This is a genomic window from Pseudomonas pudica, assembly GCF_015680405.1.
Classification (GTDB): domain Bacteria; phylum Pseudomonadota; class Gammaproteobacteria; order Pseudomonadales; family Pseudomonadaceae; genus Aquipseudomonas; species Aquipseudomonas pudica.
Genome location: NZ_JADLJS010000020.1, coordinates 1 through 19,933, shown reverse-complemented (window position 1 = coordinate 19,933; position 19,933 = coordinate 1). Strand labels below are relative to the sequence as shown.

At 62.8% G+C, this 19,933-nt stretch carries 19 protein-coding genes; 3 read left to right on the top strand and 16 right to left on the bottom strand.

Features of this window, described 5'->3' with window-relative positions; genetic code table 11:
- Window positions 1–155: 155 nt before the first annotated feature.
- The 3 genes from IRZ77_RS15425 (at window position 156) to IRZ77_RS15415 (ending at window position 3,322) form a co-directional block, all read left to right on the top strand.
- Window positions 156–2,333 (top strand): TonB-dependent siderophore receptor, encoded by a 2,178-nt coding sequence (locus tag IRZ77_RS15425; protein ID WP_196173874.1) that lies wholly within the window; start codon window positions 156–158, stop codon window positions 2,331–2,333.
- 326 nt (window positions 2,334–2,659) lie between these two features.
- The gene (locus IRZ77_RS15420) at window positions 2,660–2,902 is read left to right on the top strand and encodes a hypothetical protein (protein ID WP_046615968.1); all 243 of its coding nucleotides are present in this window, start codon (window positions 2,660–2,662) and stop codon (window positions 2,900–2,902) included.
- Between the two features lie 156 nt (window positions 2,903–3,058).
- Window positions 3,059–3,322 carry a DUF3077 domain-containing protein gene (locus tag IRZ77_RS15415; protein ID WP_019473937.1) on the top strand — a complete coding sequence of 88 codons (264 nt, stop codon included), beginning with the start codon at window positions 3,059–3,061 and terminating at the stop codon, window positions 3,320–3,322.
- A gap of 10 nt (window positions 3,323–3,332) precedes the next feature.
- Here IRZ77_RS15415 and IRZ77_RS15410 read toward each other — a convergent pair whose 3' ends face one another.
- The 16 genes from IRZ77_RS15410 to eat all read right to left on the bottom strand — a co-directional run bounded on the left by IRZ77_RS15410 (window position 3,333) and on the right by eat (window position 19,666).
- Window positions 3,333–4,010: a c-type cytochrome gene (locus IRZ77_RS15410; protein WP_196173872.1), complete on the bottom strand. Its 678-nt coding sequence runs from the start codon at window positions 4,008–4,010 to the stop codon at window positions 3,333–3,335.
- Between the two features lie 9 nt (window positions 4,011–4,019).
- A complete protein-coding gene (locus IRZ77_RS15405) occupies window positions 4,020–4,982 on the bottom strand; it encodes a copper resistance protein B (RefSeq protein WP_196173870.1) in 963 nt (320 codons plus the stop codon).
- Window positions 4,972–5,316, bottom strand: a complete 345-nt coding sequence (locus tag IRZ77_RS15400; protein WP_196173868.1) for a hypothetical protein — start codon at window positions 5,314–5,316, stop codon at window positions 4,972–4,974. Before IRZ77_RS15400 ends, IRZ77_RS15405 begins: the two co-directional genes overlap by 11 nt.
- Window positions 5,313–7,073, bottom strand: a complete 1,761-nt coding sequence (locus tag IRZ77_RS15395; RefSeq protein WP_196173866.1) for a copper resistance system multicopper oxidase — start codon at window positions 7,071–7,073, stop codon at window positions 5,313–5,315. Before IRZ77_RS15395 ends, IRZ77_RS15400 begins: the two co-directional genes overlap by 4 nt.
- 232 nt (window positions 7,074–7,305) lie before the next feature.
- Window positions 7,306–8,502 carry an ABC transporter permease gene (locus IRZ77_RS15390; RefSeq protein WP_046615974.1) on the bottom strand — a complete coding sequence of 399 codons (1,197 nt, stop codon included), beginning with the start codon at window positions 8,500–8,502 and terminating at the stop codon, window positions 7,306–7,308.
- Window positions 8,502–9,713 (bottom strand): ABC transporter permease, encoded by a 1,212-nt coding sequence (locus IRZ77_RS15385; RefSeq protein ID WP_196173864.1) that lies wholly within the window; start codon window positions 9,711–9,713, stop codon window positions 8,502–8,504. Before IRZ77_RS15385 ends, IRZ77_RS15390 begins: the two co-directional genes overlap by 1 nt.
- Window positions 9,713–10,399: an ABC transporter ATP-binding protein gene (locus tag IRZ77_RS15380; protein ID WP_046615977.1), complete on the bottom strand. Its 687-nt coding sequence runs from the start codon at window positions 10,397–10,399 to the stop codon at window positions 9,713–9,715. Before IRZ77_RS15380 ends, IRZ77_RS15385 begins: the two co-directional genes overlap by 1 nt.
- Window positions 10,396–11,547 (bottom strand): efflux RND transporter periplasmic adaptor subunit, encoded by a 1,152-nt coding sequence (locus tag IRZ77_RS15375; RefSeq protein ID WP_135002742.1) that lies wholly within the window; start codon window positions 11,545–11,547, stop codon window positions 10,396–10,398. Before IRZ77_RS15375 ends, IRZ77_RS15380 begins: the two co-directional genes overlap by 4 nt.
- A gap of 432 nt (window positions 11,548–11,979) precedes the next feature.
- A complete protein-coding gene (locus IRZ77_RS15370) occupies window positions 11,980–12,681 on the bottom strand; it encodes an XRE family transcriptional regulator (protein ID WP_196173862.1) in 702 nt (233 codons plus the stop codon).
- A gap of 357 nt (window positions 12,682–13,038) precedes the next feature.
- Window positions 13,039–13,566, bottom strand: coding sequence for an inorganic diphosphatase (gene ppa / locus IRZ77_RS15365; protein WP_003255365.1), 528 nt, complete (start codon window positions 13,564–13,566; stop codon window positions 13,039–13,041).
- A gap of 93 nt (window positions 13,567–13,659) precedes the next feature.
- A complete protein-coding gene (locus IRZ77_RS15360) occupies window positions 13,660–14,475 on the bottom strand; it encodes a M90 family metallopeptidase (RefSeq protein ID WP_153670953.1) in 816 nt (271 codons plus the stop codon).
- Between the two features lie 9 nt (window positions 14,476–14,484).
- A complete protein-coding gene (locus IRZ77_RS15355) occupies window positions 14,485–15,132 on the bottom strand; it encodes a DedA family protein (RefSeq protein ID WP_046615981.1) in 648 nt (215 codons plus the stop codon).
- A 250-nt stretch (window positions 15,133–15,382) separates the two neighbouring features.
- On the bottom strand, window positions 15,383–15,841 hold the full coding sequence (locus tag IRZ77_RS15350) for a GNAT family N-acetyltransferase (protein WP_003257044.1): 459 nt from the start codon (window positions 15,839–15,841) through the stop codon (window positions 15,383–15,385).
- 108 nt (window positions 15,842–15,949) lie between these two features.
- On the bottom strand, window positions 15,950–16,768 hold the full coding sequence (gene eutC / locus IRZ77_RS15345; protein ID WP_085601462.1) for an ethanolamine ammonia-lyase subunit EutC: 819 nt from the start codon (window positions 16,766–16,768) through the stop codon (window positions 15,950–15,952).
- Between the two features lie 8 nt (window positions 16,769–16,776).
- Window positions 16,777–18,171, bottom strand: a complete 1,395-nt coding sequence (locus IRZ77_RS15340) for an ethanolamine ammonia-lyase subunit EutB (protein WP_046615982.1) — start codon at window positions 18,169–18,171, stop codon at window positions 16,777–16,779.
- A 46-nt stretch (window positions 18,172–18,217) separates the two neighbouring features.
- Window positions 18,218–19,666, bottom strand: coding sequence for an ethanolamine permease (eat, locus tag IRZ77_RS15335; RefSeq protein ID WP_025337550.1), 1,449 nt, complete (start codon window positions 19,664–19,666; stop codon window positions 18,218–18,220).
- Window positions 19,667–19,933: the final 267 nt, after the last annotated feature.

Sequence of the window (19,933 nt, the reverse complement as noted above, 5' to 3'; positions counted from 1 at the left end):
CAGTTACAAATCATCCCATTGCCGGCAGGGCGAGGGCAACGCCTGGATGTGTTAAGAAGGTTAATCCTGCTGCACCCCCGATTTCCCTTCGGTATCGTTCGCAAAAAGCAACTTGTTTCGTTTGCGAATTACTACCATTTGGGGAAAGGTGTGTCATGAGCAGTTTCAAAAGTTTGGGGGACTCGCGACGGGTTCGGGGCTGGCTGGTGCTGGGGTTGCTTGCGCCGTTTTCGTTGTCGGCACTGGCCGAATCGGTAGCGACCCAGGCGTCTGCCGATGACAGCGCGCTTGACCTGCCGGCGTTGACCATCGAAGGCAACCGCCTGTACGACATGCTGCCGTCGGAAGAAACCGGCGGCTACAGCGTGGACGCCGCCACCGTGGGTACCAAGACCCCCGCAGCGCTCAAGGACATCCCGCAATCGATCACCGTCTACACCCAGGACTACGTCAAGGACCGCCAGTTCGTGCACCTCGATGACCTGGCCAAGTACACCGCCGGGCTGCGAACCCTGACCAACGATAGTGGCCGATCGTCTATCTATGCCCGTGGCTACGAGTACAGCGAGTTCAATATCGACGGCCTGCCGGCACCCATGGCCAGCATCTTCGGTACAGTACCGTCGCTGGCGGCATTCGACCGTATCGAGATCATGCGTGGCCCGGCCGGGTTGTTCAGCAGTACCAGCGAACTGGGCGGCATCGTCAACATGGTGCGCAAGCGCCCGACCGCCGAGTTCCAGGGGCACGTCGAAGGCAGCTATGGCACCTGGGACACCAACCACGAAGAAATCGACCTGAGCGGGCCGCTGGATGATGCCGGCCGCGTGCGCGGGCGCTTCATCGCCTCGCGTGACGACACCAATGGCGAAGTCGACTATAACGCCAACACCAGCAACAGCTACTACGGTGCGCTGGACGTCGACCTGGACGACGCCACCACCCTGTCGTTCGGCCTGATTCATGAAGTGAAGAACATCACACCGCACAACGGCTATCCGGCAACGCTGTCCGGCGAAGTACCCGACTTCAGCCATTCGAAGTTCCTGGGTGCTGACTGGAATTACTTCGACGGCAAGACCACCGACCTGGTCGCCGAGCTGACCCACCGCTTCGATAACGGCGGCTATGGCCGTGTGGCTGCCCGTGGCTCGCACCGGGACACCAATTACCTGTACGCCTTCACCGCGACCAACGCCACCACTGGCGCCAACTCCGAGCGCGCCAGCGCCCGCGATTTCACCCAGGACACCTACTCGCTGGACGCCAGCTACAGCCAGCCGTTCGAAACCTTCGGCCAGGTCAGCGAATTCGTGGTCGGCAGCGACTACAAGAACTACGACACCGAGTACCTCAACGGCACTACCAACCTGGGCGCCATCAACGTCAACACATACTCGCCGAAGCAGTTCGCCAAGCCATCGCCCAACTACAGCACCGAGACCGGTATGCAGGAAGAGGAATACGGCCTGTACTCCAAGGTCACCTTCCGCCCGGTCGAGCGGCTGGCGCTGATCGCCGGCGGCCGCTTCAGCTGGTATCGCGGTGACTTCTACACCACCACCCTCAGCAGCGGCGCCACCACCAACGACAGCAAACGCGTGGATGGCCACTTCACCCCGTATGGCGGCCTGGTCTACGACCTGAACGAGAACCACGCGCTGTACGCTAGCTATTCGCAGGTGTTCAAGCCGCAGTCCGACACCGACAGCAATGGCCGGGTGCTCAAGCCGCGTGAGGGCGAGCAGTACGAGTTCGGCCTCAAGAGCAGCTACTTCGGCGGCGACCTGAATACTCGCTTCTCGGTGTTCCGCCTGACCGACAAGAACCGCGCGACCACCGTGTATGACGCCGACGGCGTGGCTACCACTGACTCTGTTGCATCCGGCAAGACCCGTGTGAAAGGCGCCGAAGTGGAAGTGAGCGGCAAGCTGACGCCGAACTGGGAAGTGCTGGCCGGCTACACATGGATGGAAACCGAAACCCTCAAGGGCGATGCCGAAACCACCTTCTTCGTCATGCCGCGCAACCAGGCATCGCTGTGGAGCAAGTACACCATCAGCCAAGGGCCGCTGAACGGCCTGGCCATTGGTGGCGGTATTTCGGCGATGAGCAACTTCTATTCCGAGAACGGCGGTGTGCGCATCGACGCGCCAGGCTATGCGACTGTGGATGCAATGCTGTCGTATCCGGTTACTTCGAAGCTGACGGCCACCTTCAATATCAACAACCTGTTCGACCGAGACTACCTGTCGCGGGTGGGGTCAACCTCGACGTTCAACTTCTACGGGCCGTCGCGGAGCATGATGGTTGGGGCGCGGTATGACTTCTGATAATCAGATTTTTCCCGTTGCGCGTAGGCCATTTCTGAAATAGCTTCCTAGCGCCCTTGAGCCATTGCGGTGGTGCTCCTGGCGGCCTAGTGTGGCCCAGTCGTTGCCAAATAAGCGACCGGGCCTGCAAGCCTGTCCAGAGCAAAATGCCGATCACCGATGCCAATGGCATGCCATTGCGCGCGCTTAATGGTGGCTGCGTACGGGAGGTTTTCGAACCTGCCGGATTTTGCTCTCTGCCGGTCTTGCAGACCCGTACGTGGCTGCCACCCATCACACTGCAAGTCATGAGTGGCAGCTCTAGCCAACCTATAGAGAGTGTCACCATGCTTAAGATTGTCCCCGATCCACCCCACGATATTCATTCCCTTGAAGACACCCTGGCCCAGGCCACGGACTACGCGCTGTGCGCTGCGACCGTTGTGCATCAGGCCATGCAGCTGCAGCCCAAGTCGCCGGCGTCGGTTTTGATGATGACGTCGATGCATGAACTGGAGACGCTGCGGGCTTTGCTGGAATCGGCATTGATTCAGGTGCAGATGCCCACTGGGCCCAGGACTTTGCACTGAGGCTTGATTGATGTGTCGCCTGGGCCGGCCCTTTCGCGGGTAAACCCGCTCCCACACGGTCACCACAGCCTTCAAGACTTGCACAGCACCTGTGGGAGCGGGTTCACCCGCGAAAGGGCCTGTCCAGGCAGTCGAGAATTTTCAGGGGATTCAACAATGACCACAGAAGACACCCAATTCACCGTCGGCAAAACCACCTTCTACCAGGGCGAAAACGGCACCCACCCACTGTTCCGCATCGAGCCCGGCATCCCGTGCAGAGACGCCCGCGAACAGTCCTCAGAGTTGATGGGCTATGTCCGCGAACTGACCATCACCGGCCTGATGGATGAGAAGCCGATGATGATCTGGGCTGCGCACTACCTGAGTGCGATGGCCAAGGCGCTGATGGATGATGCTGAGTTGGGCATGAAGCAGTGAGTGCTTGCCTTCAGTTCTTGTGGATGTGCGCCTTGCCATCGCGATGAGTATGCGCCTTTGAATGCCCCTCATCATGCTGGGCTGCGCCCGAGGCCTGCTCACCATGGTGGCCAGGCACGTTGCCGCGGTGCTGGCCTTCATGGTTGTGCATTTCACTCTCGCCGCCACCATGCTGGTGGCCGCCACTGGCCGCGACCATCGTTTTGTACTGCTGGGCGTTCAACTGGGGTAGCTGGTCCAGGAAGGCGACGATGCCCCAGATGTATTCATCGCCCATGCTCTTGCCCCAGGCCGGCATGCCGGAGGCCTTGATGCCGTGCTTGATGATCCAGAACGCCGCAGCGGGGTCGCCACCAATCCCGCTTTTGGCCAGGTTGGGGGGCGATGGATACAGCGCCTGGCTGAGCTCGGTCTTCTCGACGCCAGGGGCGAGGTGGCAACCGATGCACATGGCATTGTAGTTACCGGCGCCGGTACGGATCAGCGCTTCATCTTTGAGGTCTGGCACCTCGATGTCCCTGGCCCGCACTGCGATCGAGCGCTCCCGTGCCATGGCCAGAAAGGCATTCACGGCGGGGAAATGGGGATCATCGGCTCCGACGTTGACCAGACCGGAGTACGCAGCACCCAGCACGGCCACGCTGGCCACCGCGCCTGCTGCAACAAGCGTTGTTATTGTTCTTTTCATGTCTGGTTCTCAAAACCACATGCGGATACCGGCCACGAAACGCGCTTCATCCACATCACCACCCTCGTCGCGGATGAAATCGGCGGTTTTGCCGTAGGAACGGTTCCAGGTAATGCCGATGTAGGGGGCGAACTGGCGGACGATTTCATAGCGCAGGCGCAGCCCGACTTCGGTATTTGCCAGGCCCGAACCCACACCGCGCCCAGGGTCGTTCTTGCCATAGAAATTGGCTTCAGCGGTCGGCTGCAGGATCAGGCGGTTTGTCAGCTGAATGTCGTAGTCGCCTTCCAGGCGCGCGGCAGTCTGGCCGTTCTCGCCAATGAACGCGGTGGCTTCGGCTTCGAAGTCGTAAAGCGCCATGCCCTGGATACCGAACGCCGCCCAGGTCTGGGGGGATTCAGGCTTGAAATCCTGGCGCACCCCGGCAACCACATCCCACCATGGGCTGATCGAGCGGCCGTACAGCAGCTGCAATTCGGCATCCTCGGTGACACCGTTGGTGCGTTCACCTTCGGAGCGGATCCACAGCCGGTTGATATCGCCGCCTACCCAGCCAGAAGCATCCCAGGCCAGCGTGCTACCTTCATCGGCATCCTGATACTCGAGCTGGTCCAGCAGGAAAAAGCTGTTGATCGCACTGTCGTGCACCTGATGCCCACCCAATGGGGGGAAGGCTGCCTGGCGGTCGGCATCTGTCAGCACCGGGATCGGGGTACGGCTGGTTGTTGGCGTATCCGCCGAGCCGTGGTTCATTTTCGAATGGTCCATCGCTCCATGGTTCATAGTTCCATGGTTCATAGCTCCATGATCCATGGCGCCATGGTCCATGCCCTGCATGCTGCCATGATCCATCTTGCCGTGGTCCATCGTCGAATGGTCCATTTCTTCAGCGGCGAAGCTGGGCGCAGCACCCAGCACACCGAGCGAAACGGTCAATGCCAGCAGCGATGGTCGTGCCAGGCTATTGAGCATCTTTCCCTGCCTCAGCTTTATCGCCACTATGCGATTCCATCATCTTGCCGTGGTCCATGCCTTGCATCGAACCATGGTCCATTCCTTTCATGGCGTCATGGTCCATACCCTTCATCGAGCCGTGGTCCATGCCCTTCATGGCGCCATGATCCATGCCCTTCATCGAACCATGGTCCATGCCTTGAGCACCCTTAGCTTTTGCGCCATCTGCAGGTTGCTGGTTGTCGCCGGACCACGACGGCGGGGCATACACGGCAAACAGGCCGGCCATCACGGCAGAAAGGAAAAACGCGCTTCGTTTGGTTGGTTTGCTCATCTCGATTCTCCAGTTCATTCGTCCACACGGACTTCGCGGAACATGCCCATTTCCATGTGGAACAGCAGGTGACAGTGATAGGCCCAACGCCCCAGGGCATCTGCCGTGACGCGATAGCTTCGTTTTGAGCCAGGCGGCATGTCGATCGTATGTTTGCGCACCATGAAGTTGCCGTTCTCATCCTCCAGGTCGCTCCACATGCCATGCAGGTGGATGGGATGGGTCATCATGGTGTCGTTGACCAGGGTGATGCGCAGGCGCTCGCCATACTTGAGGCGTAGTGGCTCGGCATCGGAGAACTTGATGCCGTCGAAGGACCAGGCGAACTTTTCCATGTGGCCGGTGAGGTGCAGCTCGATTGTGCGACCAGGCGCGCGGCCGTCCGGGTCCGGGAAAGTGCTGCGCAGGTCGGCATAGGTCAGCACACGGCGGCCGTTGTCACGCAGGCCGATGCCCGGATCGCCCAGTTTTGGCGTCGGGGTCATCGTTTGCATGTCGACCAGGGGGTTGTTGGTCTCGGACTCTGGGTGGCTCTGCATGGGCGCGCTGGTGTCAGCCATGTCGCCATGGTCCATGCCGGCCATGCTGCCGTGGTCCATGCCAGCCATGTCGCCGTGATCCATGCCGGCCATGCTGTCGTGGTTCATGCCGCCATGGTCCATGCCCATATCGCTCATGGAAATGATCGGCCGTGGATCGACAGCTGGGACATGGGCGTGCAAGCCTTCGCGAACAGCGAGGGTGCCCCTGGAATACCCGGTACGGTCCATGGCTTGGGCGAAGATGGTGTAAGCCTGCTCGCTTTCGGGCTCGACGATGACATCGTAGGTTTCGGCAACGGCGATGCGGAACTCGTCGACCGCAACGGGTTTGACATGTTGCCCATCCGCCGCGACAACGGTCATCTTCAGGCCGGGAATTCGTACATCGAAATACGTCATGGCCGAGCCGTTGATGAAGCGCAGGCGGATTTTCTCGCCCGGCTTGAACACGCCCGTCCAGTTACCGTCCGGGGCCTGGCCGTTCATCAGGTAGGTGTAGGTGTAGCCGCTGACATCAGCGAGATCGGTGGGGCTCATTTTCATCTCGGCCCACATCTTGCGGTCGGCTACCGCGGCGGACCAGCCCATCTCGCTCACATCGTTTACGAAATCACCCACCGTGCGCTTGTGGTAGTTGTAATAGTCGGACTGCTTCTTGAGCTTGGACAGCACCCGTGCAGGGTCTTCGTCCGTCCAGTCGCTGAGCATGACCACGTAGTCTCGGTCATAGGTGAATGGCTCAGGCTCCTTCGCATCGATGACCAAGGCGCCATAAACCCCGACCTGCTCCTGGAAACCGGAGTGGCTGTGGTACCAGTAGGTGCCGTTTTGCTGGACCTTGAACTTGTACTCATACATGCCGTCGGGGGCGATGCCATGGAAGCTCAGGCCCGGCACGCCGTCCATGTTCGCCGGCAGGATGATGCCGTGCCAGTGGATGGAGGTGTCCTGCTGCAAGCGGTTGCGCACACGTAGCGTGACGGTATCGCCTTCGCGCCAGCGCAGGATCGGCCCAGGGATGGAGCCGTTGATGGCCATCGCTGTACGCGCAGTGCCGGTAATGTTGACCGGCAGCTCACCAATGTAGAGGTCGAAGTCGGTGCCGCTCAGCACAGTCGGGTGGCCGGGGCTGGTCACGGCCCAGACCGGCGCGCGCCACATGCCCAGCCCGCCAAGCAGTCCGGTAGCGGCCAGGCCTTTGACGAAGGAGCGTCTGGTGGTTTTGCTTTGCATGCCGTTGCGTCCAGTCAGTCGAAAAGTTGCTGGTATTCAGGCGGTTGAACGCCCCAGCCGTGGGTCGAGAAGCCCCACAATCTTCCTTAACGCTAGCGGACCTGCGCTGTCAGCTGGCTGAGCTTCAGATTACTTTTCTGTCAGCTTGTGGTGGGTATGACTGATGAAGCGCATGGCATGCAGAATCTGTGGCCGCCTTGCAGCCCCATCAGGGGATTCTTTGGCCTGGCCGCTACTCGATGCGCAGCGCCGCCACCGGATGCAAGCGGGCCGCCCGCACGGCCGGGGCCAGGCCGGCGAGAATGCCGAGCACCGCCGCCAGCAGCAGCGCCAGCAGCAGAAACAGCGGTTGCAGCGCCAAAGGCAGGCTCGGCATGGCCAGGTGCAATAGCCCCAGCAGCAGGCCCATCAACAGTAGGCCAAGCACGCCACCGGCCAGGGACAGCAGCGTCGCTTCAGCGAGAAACAACCCAAGTACCTGCCGCGGACTGGCGCCAATCGCCCGCAACAGGCCGATTTCTGCCGTGCGCTCGCCCACAGTGGTCGTCATGATGGTGAGAATGCCGACGGCGCCTACCAGCAGCGAAATGCCCCCCAAGGCACCAATGGCCAGGCTCAGTGTGCCAAGAACGCGATTGAAGCTGCGCAGCATGTCGTCCTGGGTGGTCAGGCTGAAGTCCTCCGCACCGTGTCGTTCGCCGAGCACCTCGCGAATCTGCCGGCTCAATGCCCGTGAAGTGGTACCTGCGCCAAACACCACATGGGCTTTGACCACACCGGTGCGGTTGAACAGGCTTTCCGCCCAATCCACCGGGATGTAGGCGATATCGTCGAGGTTGAAGCCGAGCAACTGGCCTTTCTCCGCCATCACGCCGATCACCCGGAAACGCACGCCGCCGACACGGATCAGCTCACCCAGCGGGTTGCGAGCCCCGAACAGTTCAGTACGCAGCTGATGGCCGAGCACCACATAGGGCGGCGAACGGCCGTGACGCGCCGGCGGCAGGAACTCGCCCAGGCTCAGTTGCATGCGCCAGGCCCGCGCCATCTGATGGCCGCCACCGAGAATGTCGCTGCGCCGGCTCAGTTGGCCGAACTGGATATTCCCGCTGCCCTGAATGATCGGCACCGCCGCCTCGACATGCGGCAAGCGCCGCAGGGCGTCGGTGTCACTGATGGTCAGTGGCCGCACGCTGCCGAGCAGGCCGCCGAGGCCGCTGGTCTGGGTCTTGCCGGGGCGCACGGTGATGATCCGCGTACCAAATTGCGAGAAGTTCTCCAGCACGTAGCCGCGCACGCCTTCGCCTATGGCAGTGAGCAGCGCCACGGCGGCTATGCCGATCGCTACCCCGAGCAGGGTCAGCAGGCTGCGCAGCGGGCGGCAGGTCAGCGCCGAGCTGGTCAGCCGGAAACCATCTTGCCAGCGCATCAGTGCGCTCCCGGCGGGCGTAGCGCCGCCACCGGCTCCAGCGCCGAGGCCCGAGCGGCCGGCAGCCAGGCGAACAGCAGCGTCGTGCCGAGTGCCAGCAGTACTGCGCCAGCCCGTGCCCACCAGGATGCATGCAGCGGCAGATCGAATGCCAGGCGCCCCAGCCAGAGCAAGGTTTCGGCCAGTAGCAGCCCCGCCAGCGCCCCCGTCAGGGCCAGCAGCGCCGCTTCGCCGAGGAACAGCAGGCGCAGCTGCGCCGCCGTCACGCCTATGGCTTTGAGCAGGCCGATCTCGGCGCTGCGCTGGCTGACCGCAATCCAGGTCACGTTCATGATCAGGATGCCTGCCACCAATAGGCTGATCGCGGCAATCCCGGCCACCGCCAGGGTCAGCACCGCGAGTATCTGGTCGAAGGCGCTGAGCAGGCTGTCCTGGCTGACCAGGGTGACGTCTTCCTCACCCTCGTGGCGCTCCTTTAGCGCGGCGAGTATCAGCTGCTTGCCACGTTCGAGAAAGCTCGGACCATGGACCTCGACAAACACCCGCGACAACCCCTCGCTATTGAACAAGGCCTGGGCACTGGCTACCGGGATGATCAACATCTCGGCGAAATCCATCCCCAGCGATTCGCCCCGCTCACCGAGAATGCCGACCACCCGGAAGCGCCGGTCGCCAGCGCGCAACCATTCACCCAAGGCCGGGCGAGCCCCGAACAGCTCGCGCCGGAGTTTGCCGCCGATCACGCAGACGGCCTCGGCCTGCTCAGGGTCCAGCGTTGGCAGGGGCTGGCCTTGTACGACCGTCAGTTGGCGAATGGCGAAGAAGTCCCGGGTGGTGCCCAGCGTCAGCACTTCACGATTGCGGTTGCCGACTATCACCTCCATCTGCCCGGCCTGCTGCGGCGCGACCCGGCGGATGCCCGGCAACCGGGTGATGGCCTGGACATCCTGCAAGGTCAACTCGTGTGGCGTCAGGCCGGTGAGTGGCGGCATTCGCCCGGTGGTCTCCTTGCGCCCCGGGAAAACGATGAGGATGTCGCGCCCGAGCAGCGAGAACTCATTCAGGACGAAGGCCCGCGCTCCCGCACCAAGACCTGTGAGAAGATTGACCGCAACCACCCCGATAGCGATGGCCAGCAGCAGCATCAAGCTGCGCGAGCGATGCCCGCGCAAGGCTCCTAGCCAGAAGCCCAGGGCATCGGCAGCGCGCATCAGGCCAGCGCCCGCTGCGGCGCAGTACTGTGGATCCGCCCGTCACGCATGTGCAGCTGGCGCTGTGCGCGGGCGCCCAGGTTGGCATCATGGGTCACCACTATCAGGGTCAGGCCCTCGCCGTTGAGTTCCTCCAGCAGGCTGAAGACCTCGGCGCCAGCCTGGCTATCGAGATTGCCGGTGGGCTCGTCGGCCAACAGCAGCGCCGGTTGCATGACCATCGCCCGGGCGATCGCCACGCGCTGGCGTTGGCCACCGGACAGTTCGGCCGGGCGGTGGGCGATGCGCTCGCCCAGCCCCAGGCGTGCCACCAATTGGCTGCTGCGCTTGCGCCGTTGTGCGGCACCGATGCCGGCGAGGACCATCGGCAGCTCGATGTTCTCCAGCACTGTCAGCCTTGCGATCAAGTGGTAGGACTGGAACACGAAACCTATCAGTCGGCTGCGCAACTGGGCGCGGCGCGCCTCGCTCAGCGCCGCCGTGGCCTCGCCCTGCAGCCAGTATTCGCCTGCGCTCGGCGCATCGAGCAGGCCGAGGATGTTCAGCAAGGTCGACTTGCCCGAGCCCGACGGGCCCATCACCGCCATGTAGTCACCGGCGGCGATGTCCAGGTCCAGGCCATCCAGCCCCATCACCTGCTGCTCGCCCAGTTGGAAGCTGCGGCTGCCGCCGCGCAAGCGGATCATTTCTCGGTCTCCGCGGCATCCACCGGGATCACAGCCACAGTATCCTTGAGGCCTTCCTGCTCGTGGCTGGCGACTATGCGTGCGTCTTCGTCCAGCCCTGCAAGCACCTCCGTCCAGCGCCAGTTGCTCAACCCGGTTTGTACCTGCACCTCGCGCAACACCCGGGCGCTCGGGTCATATCGCAGCACACGCTGCCCCTCCAGCAGTGTCTCGGTGGGGATGCGCAAGGCACCCGCATGCTGCTCCAGGAGTATCTCGACATCGGCGCTATAGCCGGTGAGCAGGGCCAGGTCTGCCGGCGGCTGGTCGAAGCGCACCTCGACATCGACGGTGCGCGCCTGCTTCTCCAGTTCGCGCACGTAGGGCGCGATGCGGCTGACGCGGCCGGTGAAGTGCTGCCCACGGAAGGCGTCCAGGCTGATCCGCACGGCGGTGCCGGGGTGAACCCGTGCAGCGTCCACCTCATCGATCGGTGCCTCGACATACAGGCAGCTGTCGTCGATCAGGTCGACTGCCGGCGGCGTGGGAATACCTGGCGGCGAGGGGGTGACGAACTCGCCGAGTTCGCCGTTGATTTCTGCAACGATGCCGGCAAATGGTGCGCGCAGGGTTGTCTGTTCGAGCAGTGAACGCTGCAGCTGCAGGCTGGCGTCGGCCTCGCGGATCAGCACGGAACTGGCGCTGCACATCAGCTTCGCCAGGTTGGCCTTGGTCGCGGCCTGATCGAGGCGATCGGCGGCAATCAACTTGCGGTCGGCCAATTGGCCCAGGCGATCAAGGTCGCGTCGGTCCAGCAGCGCTTGCTGGCAGCGCTGTTCGCGGTTATTGCGCTGGGCTTCCAGCCGCGCCTCGGCCTCCTGCAGCCTGGCCTGTTGCTCGTCCTGCCGAAGGCGCATGAGCACCTGACCCGGCTGGACCCGCTGGCCCTCACTGACCAGCAGCTCGGCAACCTGGCCGCCGACATTGAAAGACAGGTGCGAGCGTCGACAGGACTTCAGCGTACCCGCGCGCGTGTTGGCCACCACCGTCTCAACCGGCCCCCGCTCAACTTCCAGCAGCCTGACCTGCACCGGCTGCGGACGACTCAACCAGCCACCCAACACCACGAGACAAGCCAGGATCGACGAGCCAATCAATAATTTGCGCATGGACTACACCTCCTCCCATATGGCTTGAGCCTAGAACAGGAGGGTGAAAGCTCCATGCAAAACGCCATTTATCCGACGATTTTCGGATGAGCGTTATCGATGTGTCAGATAAATGGCGAATGAGATTTTTTTCGCTCTCGTAGCGCCGATTCCCCGGCCATGGGAAGGCTGCAGAAAGTTTCAGAGGATGAGAATGGCGGGCATTAAAAAGCCGGCTTGTGGCCGGCTTCTCGGGGACGCTTCCGACTAATTTATGGTAAGCCGCAATCGCCTTAACTGTGTGGCCATCAAGGGCCTGAAAGAAATGGCAGATGCCCGTGTGGGATATCGCCGAGCCCTCTGGACCGCGGCTCGCGCCGGTCGGGGCTGAATGTGCGGCGTAGCATACAAGGGCGCGCGCAGGATGCCCAGCAAAAAATGGCACAGGTTGTTTCAGTCGGGCCGTTGCTGGCGGAAATGCGACCAGTGGAACACCCAGCCCAAAATCTCCAGCCTTTGAGTCTGGCGCTGAACGGTAGTGTAGCGTTCGACCGCATAGTTGCGTCGATCATGGCTGTGCAGGTACAGCGTGCCGTGCTGGCCGAGGCTGAGGTTGTTAACCCTGAGCACGCCGTTGTGCAGCAGGGCATAGGTTTCGCCTTCGACCACCCGAGTCATGCCCAGGTCGATGGCCAGGGTAGCCTGCAGCGGAATCAGCGGGGTCATGTTGCTGGCGGGCATGGCCAGGCAGATGGCGTTGTCGGCATGCACTCCCAATCCTTTCACGGCTTTTGCGGGCAGGCACAGGTGCTTGCCCGCCACGGGCGACAGCAGGCCGTTGTTCAGTTCGTAAAAAGGCACCTTCAGCGCCCGGCCGCCTTGCGCCGACAGCGGCGTGTGCGGGTTGGCGGGCGCCGGCCCTGGCGGGCAGCTGCGCAGGATCGGGTTGTGGTGTTTGGGGCCTTCGCCCGTGCGCAACCAGCGACGATGCACGCAGAACAGGTCGGCCATTTCGTCCAGCCGGGCCAGGGGCACGCCGCGCTTGAGCCAGTTGTTGACGTGCTGGGGGGTGACGCTGCGCTGGGCGGCGAAATCGGAAGGGGTCAGGCCACATTCGTGGAGGAGGGCTTTGAGTCGGTCGCCAGATGTGTTCATGGCGGCGAGTGTAGCGGCGGGGTGCCAGCAAGGATATGAACCGGATGTTGATGAGGCTTGTGTGAAAGGCGCCTGTTTGTAGGGCGTTGGAGTAGGACTGCGTAGGATTTTTTACTGTCCCAAGCAAGTGCACGGTTCCTGTGGGAGCGGGCGTGCCCGCGAAGAGGCCAACGCGGTGGCTGGCACCGGCTGCGCCGGTGTTCGCGGGCACGCCCGCTCCCACAGGGATCGCGCCAGCAATTAGAATTTGAGCAAGGCAGTTGCTTCTGCGCAGGCAAGTCATCCAGTGCCAGGGCGACCAGCCATCCATCAGGCAAAAAAAACCCCGCCTGGGCGGGGTTCTTCATGCAACCGGCATCAGCCCTTGTAGGCAGCAACCGATTTGGTGATCGCAGCACGGGCGGCGTCAGCGCCTTCCCAGCCTTCGATCTTGACCCACTTGCCCTTCTCGAGATCTTTGTAGTTGGCAAAGAAGTGCTCGATCTGCTGGATCAGCAGGGCTGGCAGGTCGGTGTATTCCTTCACGTCGACGTACAGCTGCGACAGCTTGTCGTGAGGAACAGCGATGACCTTGGCGTCGCCGCCGCCGTCGTCGGTCATGTTCAGCACGCCGACCGGACGGGCGCGGATAACCGAACCTGGGGCTACCGGGTAAGGGGTAACGACCAGCACGTCCAACGGATCACCGTCATCGGCCAGCGTGTTCGGAATGAAGCCGTAGTTGGCTGGGTAGAACATCGGGGTAGCCATGAAACGGTCGACGAACAGGGTATCGCTGTCCTTGTCGATCTCGTATTTGATCGGCGCGTGGTTGGCCGGGATCTCGATGGCGACGTAGATGTCGTTCGGCAGGTCTTTGCCCGCCGGAATCTTGCTGTAGCTCATTGGGCAGTGCCCCCGTGTTTGACCAAAAAAGTGGCGGCGATTATAGGCACATTCTGCATGGGCATGCCACGCCTGGCCTGATGTGCGGCCCCGTCAGGCGTGGCTTTCGCGGTATTCCGGGTGTTCGGCCTGCAGCTGGCGCAGGCGCGCCAGCGGGTCCTGGCGGTAGAACAGCGACAACTGGCGGTAGACCTGTGGATAAGCCTGTTGCAGCAGGTCGGGGGCACTAAAGAAGTACTCGCTGGTGACGGCAAAGAACTCTGCGGGGTTCTCTGCGGCATACGGGTCGATGGCGGTTTCGGCGTCGGGGTTGGCGTCCAGTTGGCGGTTGAGGTCGTCATAGGCCTGTTGCATGGCGGATGCCCATTCATCTACGGGCATGCCGCTGTGCAGCGGCGGCAGGCCGTTGGCATCGCCATTGAGCATGTCGAGCTTGTGCGCCAGTTCATGGATGACCAGGTTGTAGGCCTCCCAGCCACCGCTGGCCAGCACGCCGTTCCAGGCGAGGATGATCGGGCCCTGCTGCCACGCCTCGCCGCTGTGCTCGCCGTCCCATACGTGCTCCACGCCACTGGCATCGCGGTGGCGCTGAGGGCTCTTGAAGTCGTCGGGGTAGAGGATGATTTCGTGGAAACCCTGGTACCAGTTCAGCTCGCCCAGGTGCAGCAGCGGCAGCTGTGCCTGAGCGGCCAGTAACAAGCGTTGCTCGTCGTCCGGCTCGACGCCGGGCAGGCAGGTGAGATGCTTGTCGAGCAGGAACAAGATGCAGGCTTCACGCAGCCAGCGATCTTCTTCGTCCGTGATGCCGTCCAGCATCGGCAGGCGCTCGCGCACGGCTTGCCATTGCTGGGCGGTGATGGGGTAGCGCGCCAAGGTGCGCTTGCGCCGCCAGGCGCTGAACGACCACATCGGCAGGTTTCAGTGCGCCTTGGCCGCGCGGCCCAGGCGGCCACGCAGCAGGCCGAGGATCATCGGCACCAGCGACAGGATGATGATGCCCACCACCATCAGCGACAGGTGCTGCTTGATGAATGGCACGTTGCCGAAGAAGTAACCCAGGGTCACCAGGCCGCCGACCCACAGCAGCGAACCGGCGATGCTGAAGCCGAGGAAGCGCGGGTAGTGCATGTGGGCGATGCCGGCGACGAAGGGCGCAAAGGTACGCAGAATGGGCAGGAAGCGCGCCATGGTCACGGTCTTGCCGCCGTGGCGTTCATAGAAGTCGTGGGTACGCTGCAGGTAGTCGCGGCGGAAGATCTTCGAGTTTGGGTTGTTGAACAACCGTTCGCCGGCCGTGCGGCCGATCACGTAGTTGGTGCTGTCGCCGAGGATCGCGGCTGCCATCAGCAGGCCGGCCAGCAGCAACGGGTCCATGCCGCCACCGGCGGCCACGGCACCGGCAATGAACAGCAGCGAATCGCCGGGCAGGAAGGGCATGACCACCAGCCCGGTTTCACAGAAGATCACGGTGAAGAGGATGGCGTAGATCCAGGGACCGTAGTTGGTGACCAGCAGATCGAGGTAGGCATCGAGATGCAGGATAAGGTCCAGCGGGTTGAAATCCATGTACAGCACCTGTGTTCTTGGGCGTAGGCTCGGTTACCTGGGAATGGGTAAATTTTCACACATGACAGGTGGGCCATTATACGGCTAAGTCAGGATCATGCCCGGGGAGTTTGTAGCGGGGGGTTACGGCAGGGGGTATTCCTGTACTGGCCCTTTCGCGGGCATGCCCGCTCCCACAGGGATATCACTGCTTGCTAAGGCTGTGCTGTACCTGTGGGAGCGGGCGAGCCCGCGAAGAGGCCGGTGCAGGTCAATCCTGGCTGATCGGCAGGATGTAGCTCTTGAACTCGTTATCCTCACGAAACCCGATGGATTCGTAAGTCTTGTGCGCTACCTCATTGTCCGCACTGGTCGACACCCGCATGCGCACGGCGTTGGTTTCCTTGGCCATTTTCTTGGCCTCGCGCATCAGGTGGTCGGCCACCAGCATGCGCCGTGAATCCTCGGCCACATAGATATCGTTGAGAATCCATACCCGCTTCAACGACAGCGATGAATAGCTTGGGTACAGCTGGCAGAAACCCAGCAGTTTGCCGTCATCATCATCGGGTAGCGCCAGGTAGATCACCGATTCATCCCGCTTCAGGCGTTTTTCCAGGAAGCTGCGCGAGCTGTCGGGGTAGGGTAGCTGCCCATAGAACTCACGGTATTTGACGAACATCGGCGTAAGCAGATCGAGGTGTTCCAGGGTTGCCTTGATGATGCGCATGTGCGGCCCTCAGAGTCCGTTAGGGGAAACAGCGGATTGCCATCAGTCTTCAAGGGCATGCTGCCCAATGCGCGGTGCAAGTGCAATCCGCCTTCCATGACGTGTTTTTTACCCTTTTCCGAGCAGGAAGTTACCTTTCTGGCTGGTGCTGTGTTCGCTCTCCAGGCTATGGACCTCGGCTTCGTCCTTCAGATTCACCCCGGAAAGCTGGCGCCGGCACGCTTCGCGCATCAGGTACAGCAAGCGGTGCGCCGCCATGCCATAACTCAGGCCCTCCAGGCGGATGTTGGAAATGCAGTTGCGGTAGGCATCGGTCAGGCCGACCTTCGGTGCATAGGTGAAGTACAGGCCAAGGCTGTCGGGTGAACTGAGCCCCGGGCGTTCGCCGATCAGCATCACCGTCATTCGTGCGCCCAGCAGTTCACCTACCTCGTCGGCCACTGCCACGCGGCCCTGCTGCACCAGCACCACCGGGGCGCTGGTCCAGCCGTCGGCGGCGGCCTGTTCCTCGAAGCGCGCAAGGAACGGCAAGGTGTGGCGGTGCACGGCCAGTGCCGAGAGGCCGTCAGCGACGACGATGGCCAGGTCGACCCCGCCGGGGTTGGCCTGGGCGTGCTGGCGCAGCGCGGCAACCGAATCTTCGTTCAGCCGTCGCCCCAGGTCCGGGCGTTGCAGGTACTGGTTGCGGTCGCTGGCGGCGCTGTGCAGCACCAGGCTTTCGCGCCCGCGGTCACTCAGCTGGGTAGCCAGGCCGGCATGGTCGAAGGCCAGGTGCACGGCATCGCGAGCCTGGGCGTGGGCGAACTGGAAGTCCAGCTGCGCCCCGGTCGGCAGGCTGGTGCCGGTGCGGCCCAGGGCGATGCGTGCCGGGGTCAGGTTGCGCAGGGCCAGCCAAGGGTTGTCGGGGGTAGGCGTGCGGTGGTCCATGGTCATCCCTATGCAAGCTGTGCCAAGGCCTGGCGGAAGGCCGGCGGCAGGTTGTCACCAAAGCGCACCCGGCCATCGGCCTGGGTGAAGATGCCGGTGCGGGCCAGCCATGCCTCGAATTCCGGCCCGGGCTTAAGGCCCAGGGTCTGGCGCGCGTACAGCGCGTCGTGGAACGAGGTGGTCTGGTAGTTGAGCATGATGTCGTCAGAGCCGGGGATGCCCATGATGAAGTTGATCCCGGCCACGCCCAGCAGGGTCAGCAGGGTGTCCATGTCGTCCTGGTCGGCTTCGGCGTGGTTGGTGTAGCAGATATCGCAACCCATCGGCACGCCCAGCAGCTTGCCGCAGAAGTGGTCTTCGAGGCCGGCGCGGATGATCTGCTTGCCGTTGTACAGGTATTCCGGGCCGATGAAACCGACCACGGTGTTGACCAGGAACGGCTTGAAGTGGCGGGCCACGGCATAGGCGCGGGTTTCACAGGTCTGCTGGTCGACACCGTGGTGGGCATTGGCCGACAGCGCGCTCCCCTGGCCGGTTTCGAAGTACATCAGGTTCTGCCCGAGGGTGCCGCGTTTTAGCGAAAGGCCTGCTTCGTAGCCTTCCTGCAGTACGTTCAGGTTGATGCCGAACCCGGCGTTGGCCGCCTCGGTGCCGGCGATGGACTGGAACACCAGGTCCAGTGGTACGCCACGGTTGATCGCCTCGATCGAGGTGGTGACATGGGTGAGCACGCAGGCCTGGGTGGGGATGTCGTAGCGCTGGATGATGGCGTCGAGCATTTCCAGCAGGGCGCAGATCGAGGCGATGCTGTCGGTGGCCGGGTTGATGCCGATCATGGCGTCGCCGTTGCCGTACAGCAGGCCGTCGAGGATGCTGGCGGCGATGCCGGCCGGCTCGTCGGTCGGGTGGTTGGGCTGCAGGCGGGTCGACAGGCGCCCGCGCAGGCCCATGGTGCCGCGGAAGCGGGTGACCACGCGGATCTTCTGTGCCACCAGCACCAGGTCCTGCACGCGCATGATCTTCGACACCGCGGCGGCCATTTCCGGCGTCAGCCCGGGTGCCAGGCTGCGCAGGCTGTCCTCGGTTGCCTCTTCGCTCAGCAGCCAGTCGCGCAGGCCACCCACGGTCAGGTGGCTGACCGGGGCGAAGGCCTGTGCATCATGGGTGTCGATGATCAGGCGCGTGACTTCATCATCTTCGTAAGGGATCAGCGCTTCGTTGAGGAAATGCGTCAGCGGGATATTGGCCAGGGCCATCTGCGCGGCGACCCGTTCGCCGTCGTTGCCGGCTGCCACGCCCGCCAGGTAGTCCCCCGAGCGGGCGGGGCTGGCCTTGGCCATCACTTCCTTGAGGCTGTCGAAGCGGTAGACCAGGTGGCCGACCGTGTGTACGAAACTTGCCATACAGACTCTCCAGAGCCGCGGGTTGCCCCGCGGCGGGTGGCGGCGATCAGTGCAAGGCCTCTTCGGCCTTCTGGATCGCGGCGAATTCCTCTTCCGGTGTACCCGCTACCAGGTGGTGGCGGCTGTAGAAAGCAAAGTAGGCAATTAATACCGCATAGATCACTGCGGCGCCAATCACCACCCGTGGGTCGACCAGGAAACCGGCGACCACGGCGATGCAGGCCAGTACCAGTGCCAGGCCCGAGGTGAAGATGCCACCGGGGGTGCGGTATGGGCGCTCCATCTTCGGCCGGCGGATGCGCAGGGTGATGTGCGCGGCCATCATCAGCACGTACGACAGGGTAGCGCCGAACACCGCCACCAGGATCAGCAGGTCACCCTGGCCGGTCAGCGACAGGGCAAAGCCGATGATCCCGGGAATGACCAAGGCCAATACCGGGGCTTTGCTCTTGTTGGTTTCCGACAGCTTGCGCGGCAGGTAGCCGGCGCGGGACAGGGCGAAGATCTGCCGGGAGTAGGCGTAGATGATCGAGAAGAAGCTGGCGATCAGCCCGGCCAGGCCGACCAGGTTGACGAAGCCGCCCATCCAGGTGCTACCGCCGTAGGCTTTGGACAAGGCTTCCACCAGTGGGTTGCCGGACGCTTTCAGTGCTTCGGAGCCTGCGCCGCCGGGGCCGACCACCAGGATCAGCAGGGCGAAGGCCAGCAGCACCAGCATGGCGCCGATGAGGCCGCGTGGCAGGTCACGCTTGGGGTTCTTGGTTTCTTCGGCAGCCAGCGGCACGCCCTCCACGGCGAGGAAGAACCAGATGGCATAGGGAATGGCCGCCCACACGCCGACATAGCCGAACGGCAGGAAACTGCTGGCGCCCACGGCGTCCGTTTTGGCGATGTCGAACAGGTTGGCTGCATCAAAATGGGGCACCATGCTCACCAGGAACACGGCCAGGGCGATGGCGGCGATGGCGGTGATGATGAACATCAGCTTCAACGCCTCACCCACGCCAAAGATGTGGATGCCGATGAACACGATGTAGAACGCCAGGTAGATCATCCAGCCGCCGATGCCGAACAGTGACTGGCAGTAGGCGCCGATGAATACCGCGATGGCGGCGGGGGCGATGGCGTACTCGATGAGGATCGCCGTCCCGGTGAGGAAACCGCCCCAGGGGCCGAAGGCGCTGCGGGCAAAGCCGTAGCCGCCGCCTGCGGTGGGGATCATCGACGACAACTCGGCCAACGAGAAGCACATGCACAGGTACATGGTGGCCATCAGCAGGGTGGCGAGGAACATGCCGCCCCAGCCGCCCTGGGCCAGGCCGAAGTTCCAGCCGGCATAGTCGCCGGAGATGACGTAGGCCACGCCCAGGCCGACCAGCAGGACCCAGCCGGCGGCACCTTTTTTCAGTTCACGTTGCTGGAAATAGTCCGAGCCGACTTTTTCGAAGTCTACGGAAGAGCCTGCCGGCGAGCCGGCGGAATGATCGCTTGGCATAGATTCACCTGTTGTTTTTCTTGGTGGCCGGACGGGTTCCGGGCCGATGGTGATGGGTACTGCAGGAAGCGAGCCAGAGCGGTTGGTGCTCTGGATATTGTGTTTGCAGGTCCGGCCTCATCGCCGGCAAGCCGGCTCCCACAGGTACTGCACAGGTCTGGAATCCCCTGCGATCCCTGTGGGAGCAACTGTCTTGCTCAATTTCTAAAAGCTGGCGTGATCCCTGTGGGAGCGGGCTTGCCCGCGAACACGGGCGAAGCCCGTGCC

Excerpts from the sequence above, each read along its gene's own strand:
- IRZ77_RS15425 (WP_196173874.1), top strand. The coding sequence starts at position 156 with ATGAGCAGTTTCAAAAGTTTGGGGGACTCGCGACGGGTTCGGGGCTGG.
- IRZ77_RS15420 (WP_046615968.1), top strand. The coding sequence starts at position 2,660 with ATGCTTAAGATTGTCCCCGATCCACCCCACGATATTCATTCCCTTGAA.
- IRZ77_RS15415 (WP_019473937.1), top strand. The coding sequence starts at position 3,059 with ATGACCACAGAAGACACCCAATTCACCGTCGGCAAAACCACCTTCTAC.
- IRZ77_RS15410 (WP_196173872.1), bottom strand. The coding sequence starts at position 4,010 with ATGAAAAGAACAATAACAACGCTTGTTGCAGCAGGCGCGGTGGCCAGC.
- IRZ77_RS15405 (WP_196173870.1), bottom strand. The coding sequence starts at position 4,982 with ATGCTCAATAGCCTGGCACGACCATCGCTGCTGGCATTGACCGTTTCG.
- IRZ77_RS15400 (WP_196173868.1), bottom strand. The coding sequence starts at position 5,316 with ATGAACTGGAGAATCGAGATGAGCAAACCAACCAAACGAAGCGCGTTT.
- IRZ77_RS15395 (WP_196173866.1), bottom strand. The coding sequence starts at position 7,073 with ATGCAAAGCAAAACCACCAGACGCTCCTTCGTCAAAGGCCTGGCCGCT.
- IRZ77_RS15390 (WP_046615974.1), bottom strand. The coding sequence starts at position 8,502 with ATGCGCTGGCAAGATGGTTTCCGGCTGACCAGCTCGGCGCTGACCTGC.
- IRZ77_RS15385 (WP_196173864.1), bottom strand. The coding sequence starts at position 9,713 with ATGCGCGCTGCCGATGCCCTGGGCTTCTGGCTAGGAGCCTTGCGCGGG.
- IRZ77_RS15380 (WP_046615977.1), bottom strand. The coding sequence starts at position 10,399 with ATGATCCGCTTGCGCGGCGGCAGCCGCAGCTTCCAACTGGGCGAGCAG.
- IRZ77_RS15375 (WP_135002742.1), bottom strand. The coding sequence starts at position 11,547 with ATGCGCAAATTATTGATTGGCTCGTCGATCCTGGCTTGTCTCGTGGTG.
- IRZ77_RS15370 (WP_196173862.1), bottom strand. The coding sequence starts at position 12,681 with ATGAACACATCTGGCGACCGACTCAAAGCCCTCCTCCACGAATGTGGC.
- ppa (WP_003255365.1), bottom strand. The coding sequence starts at position 13,566 with ATGAGCTACAGCAAGATTCCGGCGGGCAAAGACCTGCCGAACGACATC.
- IRZ77_RS15360 (WP_153670953.1), bottom strand. The coding sequence starts at position 14,475 with ATGTGGTCGTTCAGCGCCTGGCGGCGCAAGCGCACCTTGGCGCGCTAC.
- IRZ77_RS15355 (WP_046615981.1), bottom strand. The coding sequence starts at position 15,132 with ATGGATTTCAACCCGCTGGACCTTATCCTGCATCTCGATGCCTACCTC.
- IRZ77_RS15350 (WP_003257044.1), bottom strand. The coding sequence starts at position 15,841 with ATGCGCATCATCAAGGCAACCCTGGAACACCTCGATCTGCTTACGCCG.
- eutC (WP_085601462.1), bottom strand. The coding sequence starts at position 16,768 with ATGGACCACCGCACGCCTACCCCCGACAACCCTTGGCTGGCCCTGCGC.
- IRZ77_RS15340 (WP_046615982.1), bottom strand. The coding sequence starts at position 18,171 with ATGGCAAGTTTCGTACACACGGTCGGCCACCTGGTCTACCGCTTCGAC.
- eat (WP_025337550.1), bottom strand. The coding sequence starts at position 19,666 with ATGCCAAGCGATCATTCCGCCGGCTCGCCGGCAGGCTCTTCCGTAGAC.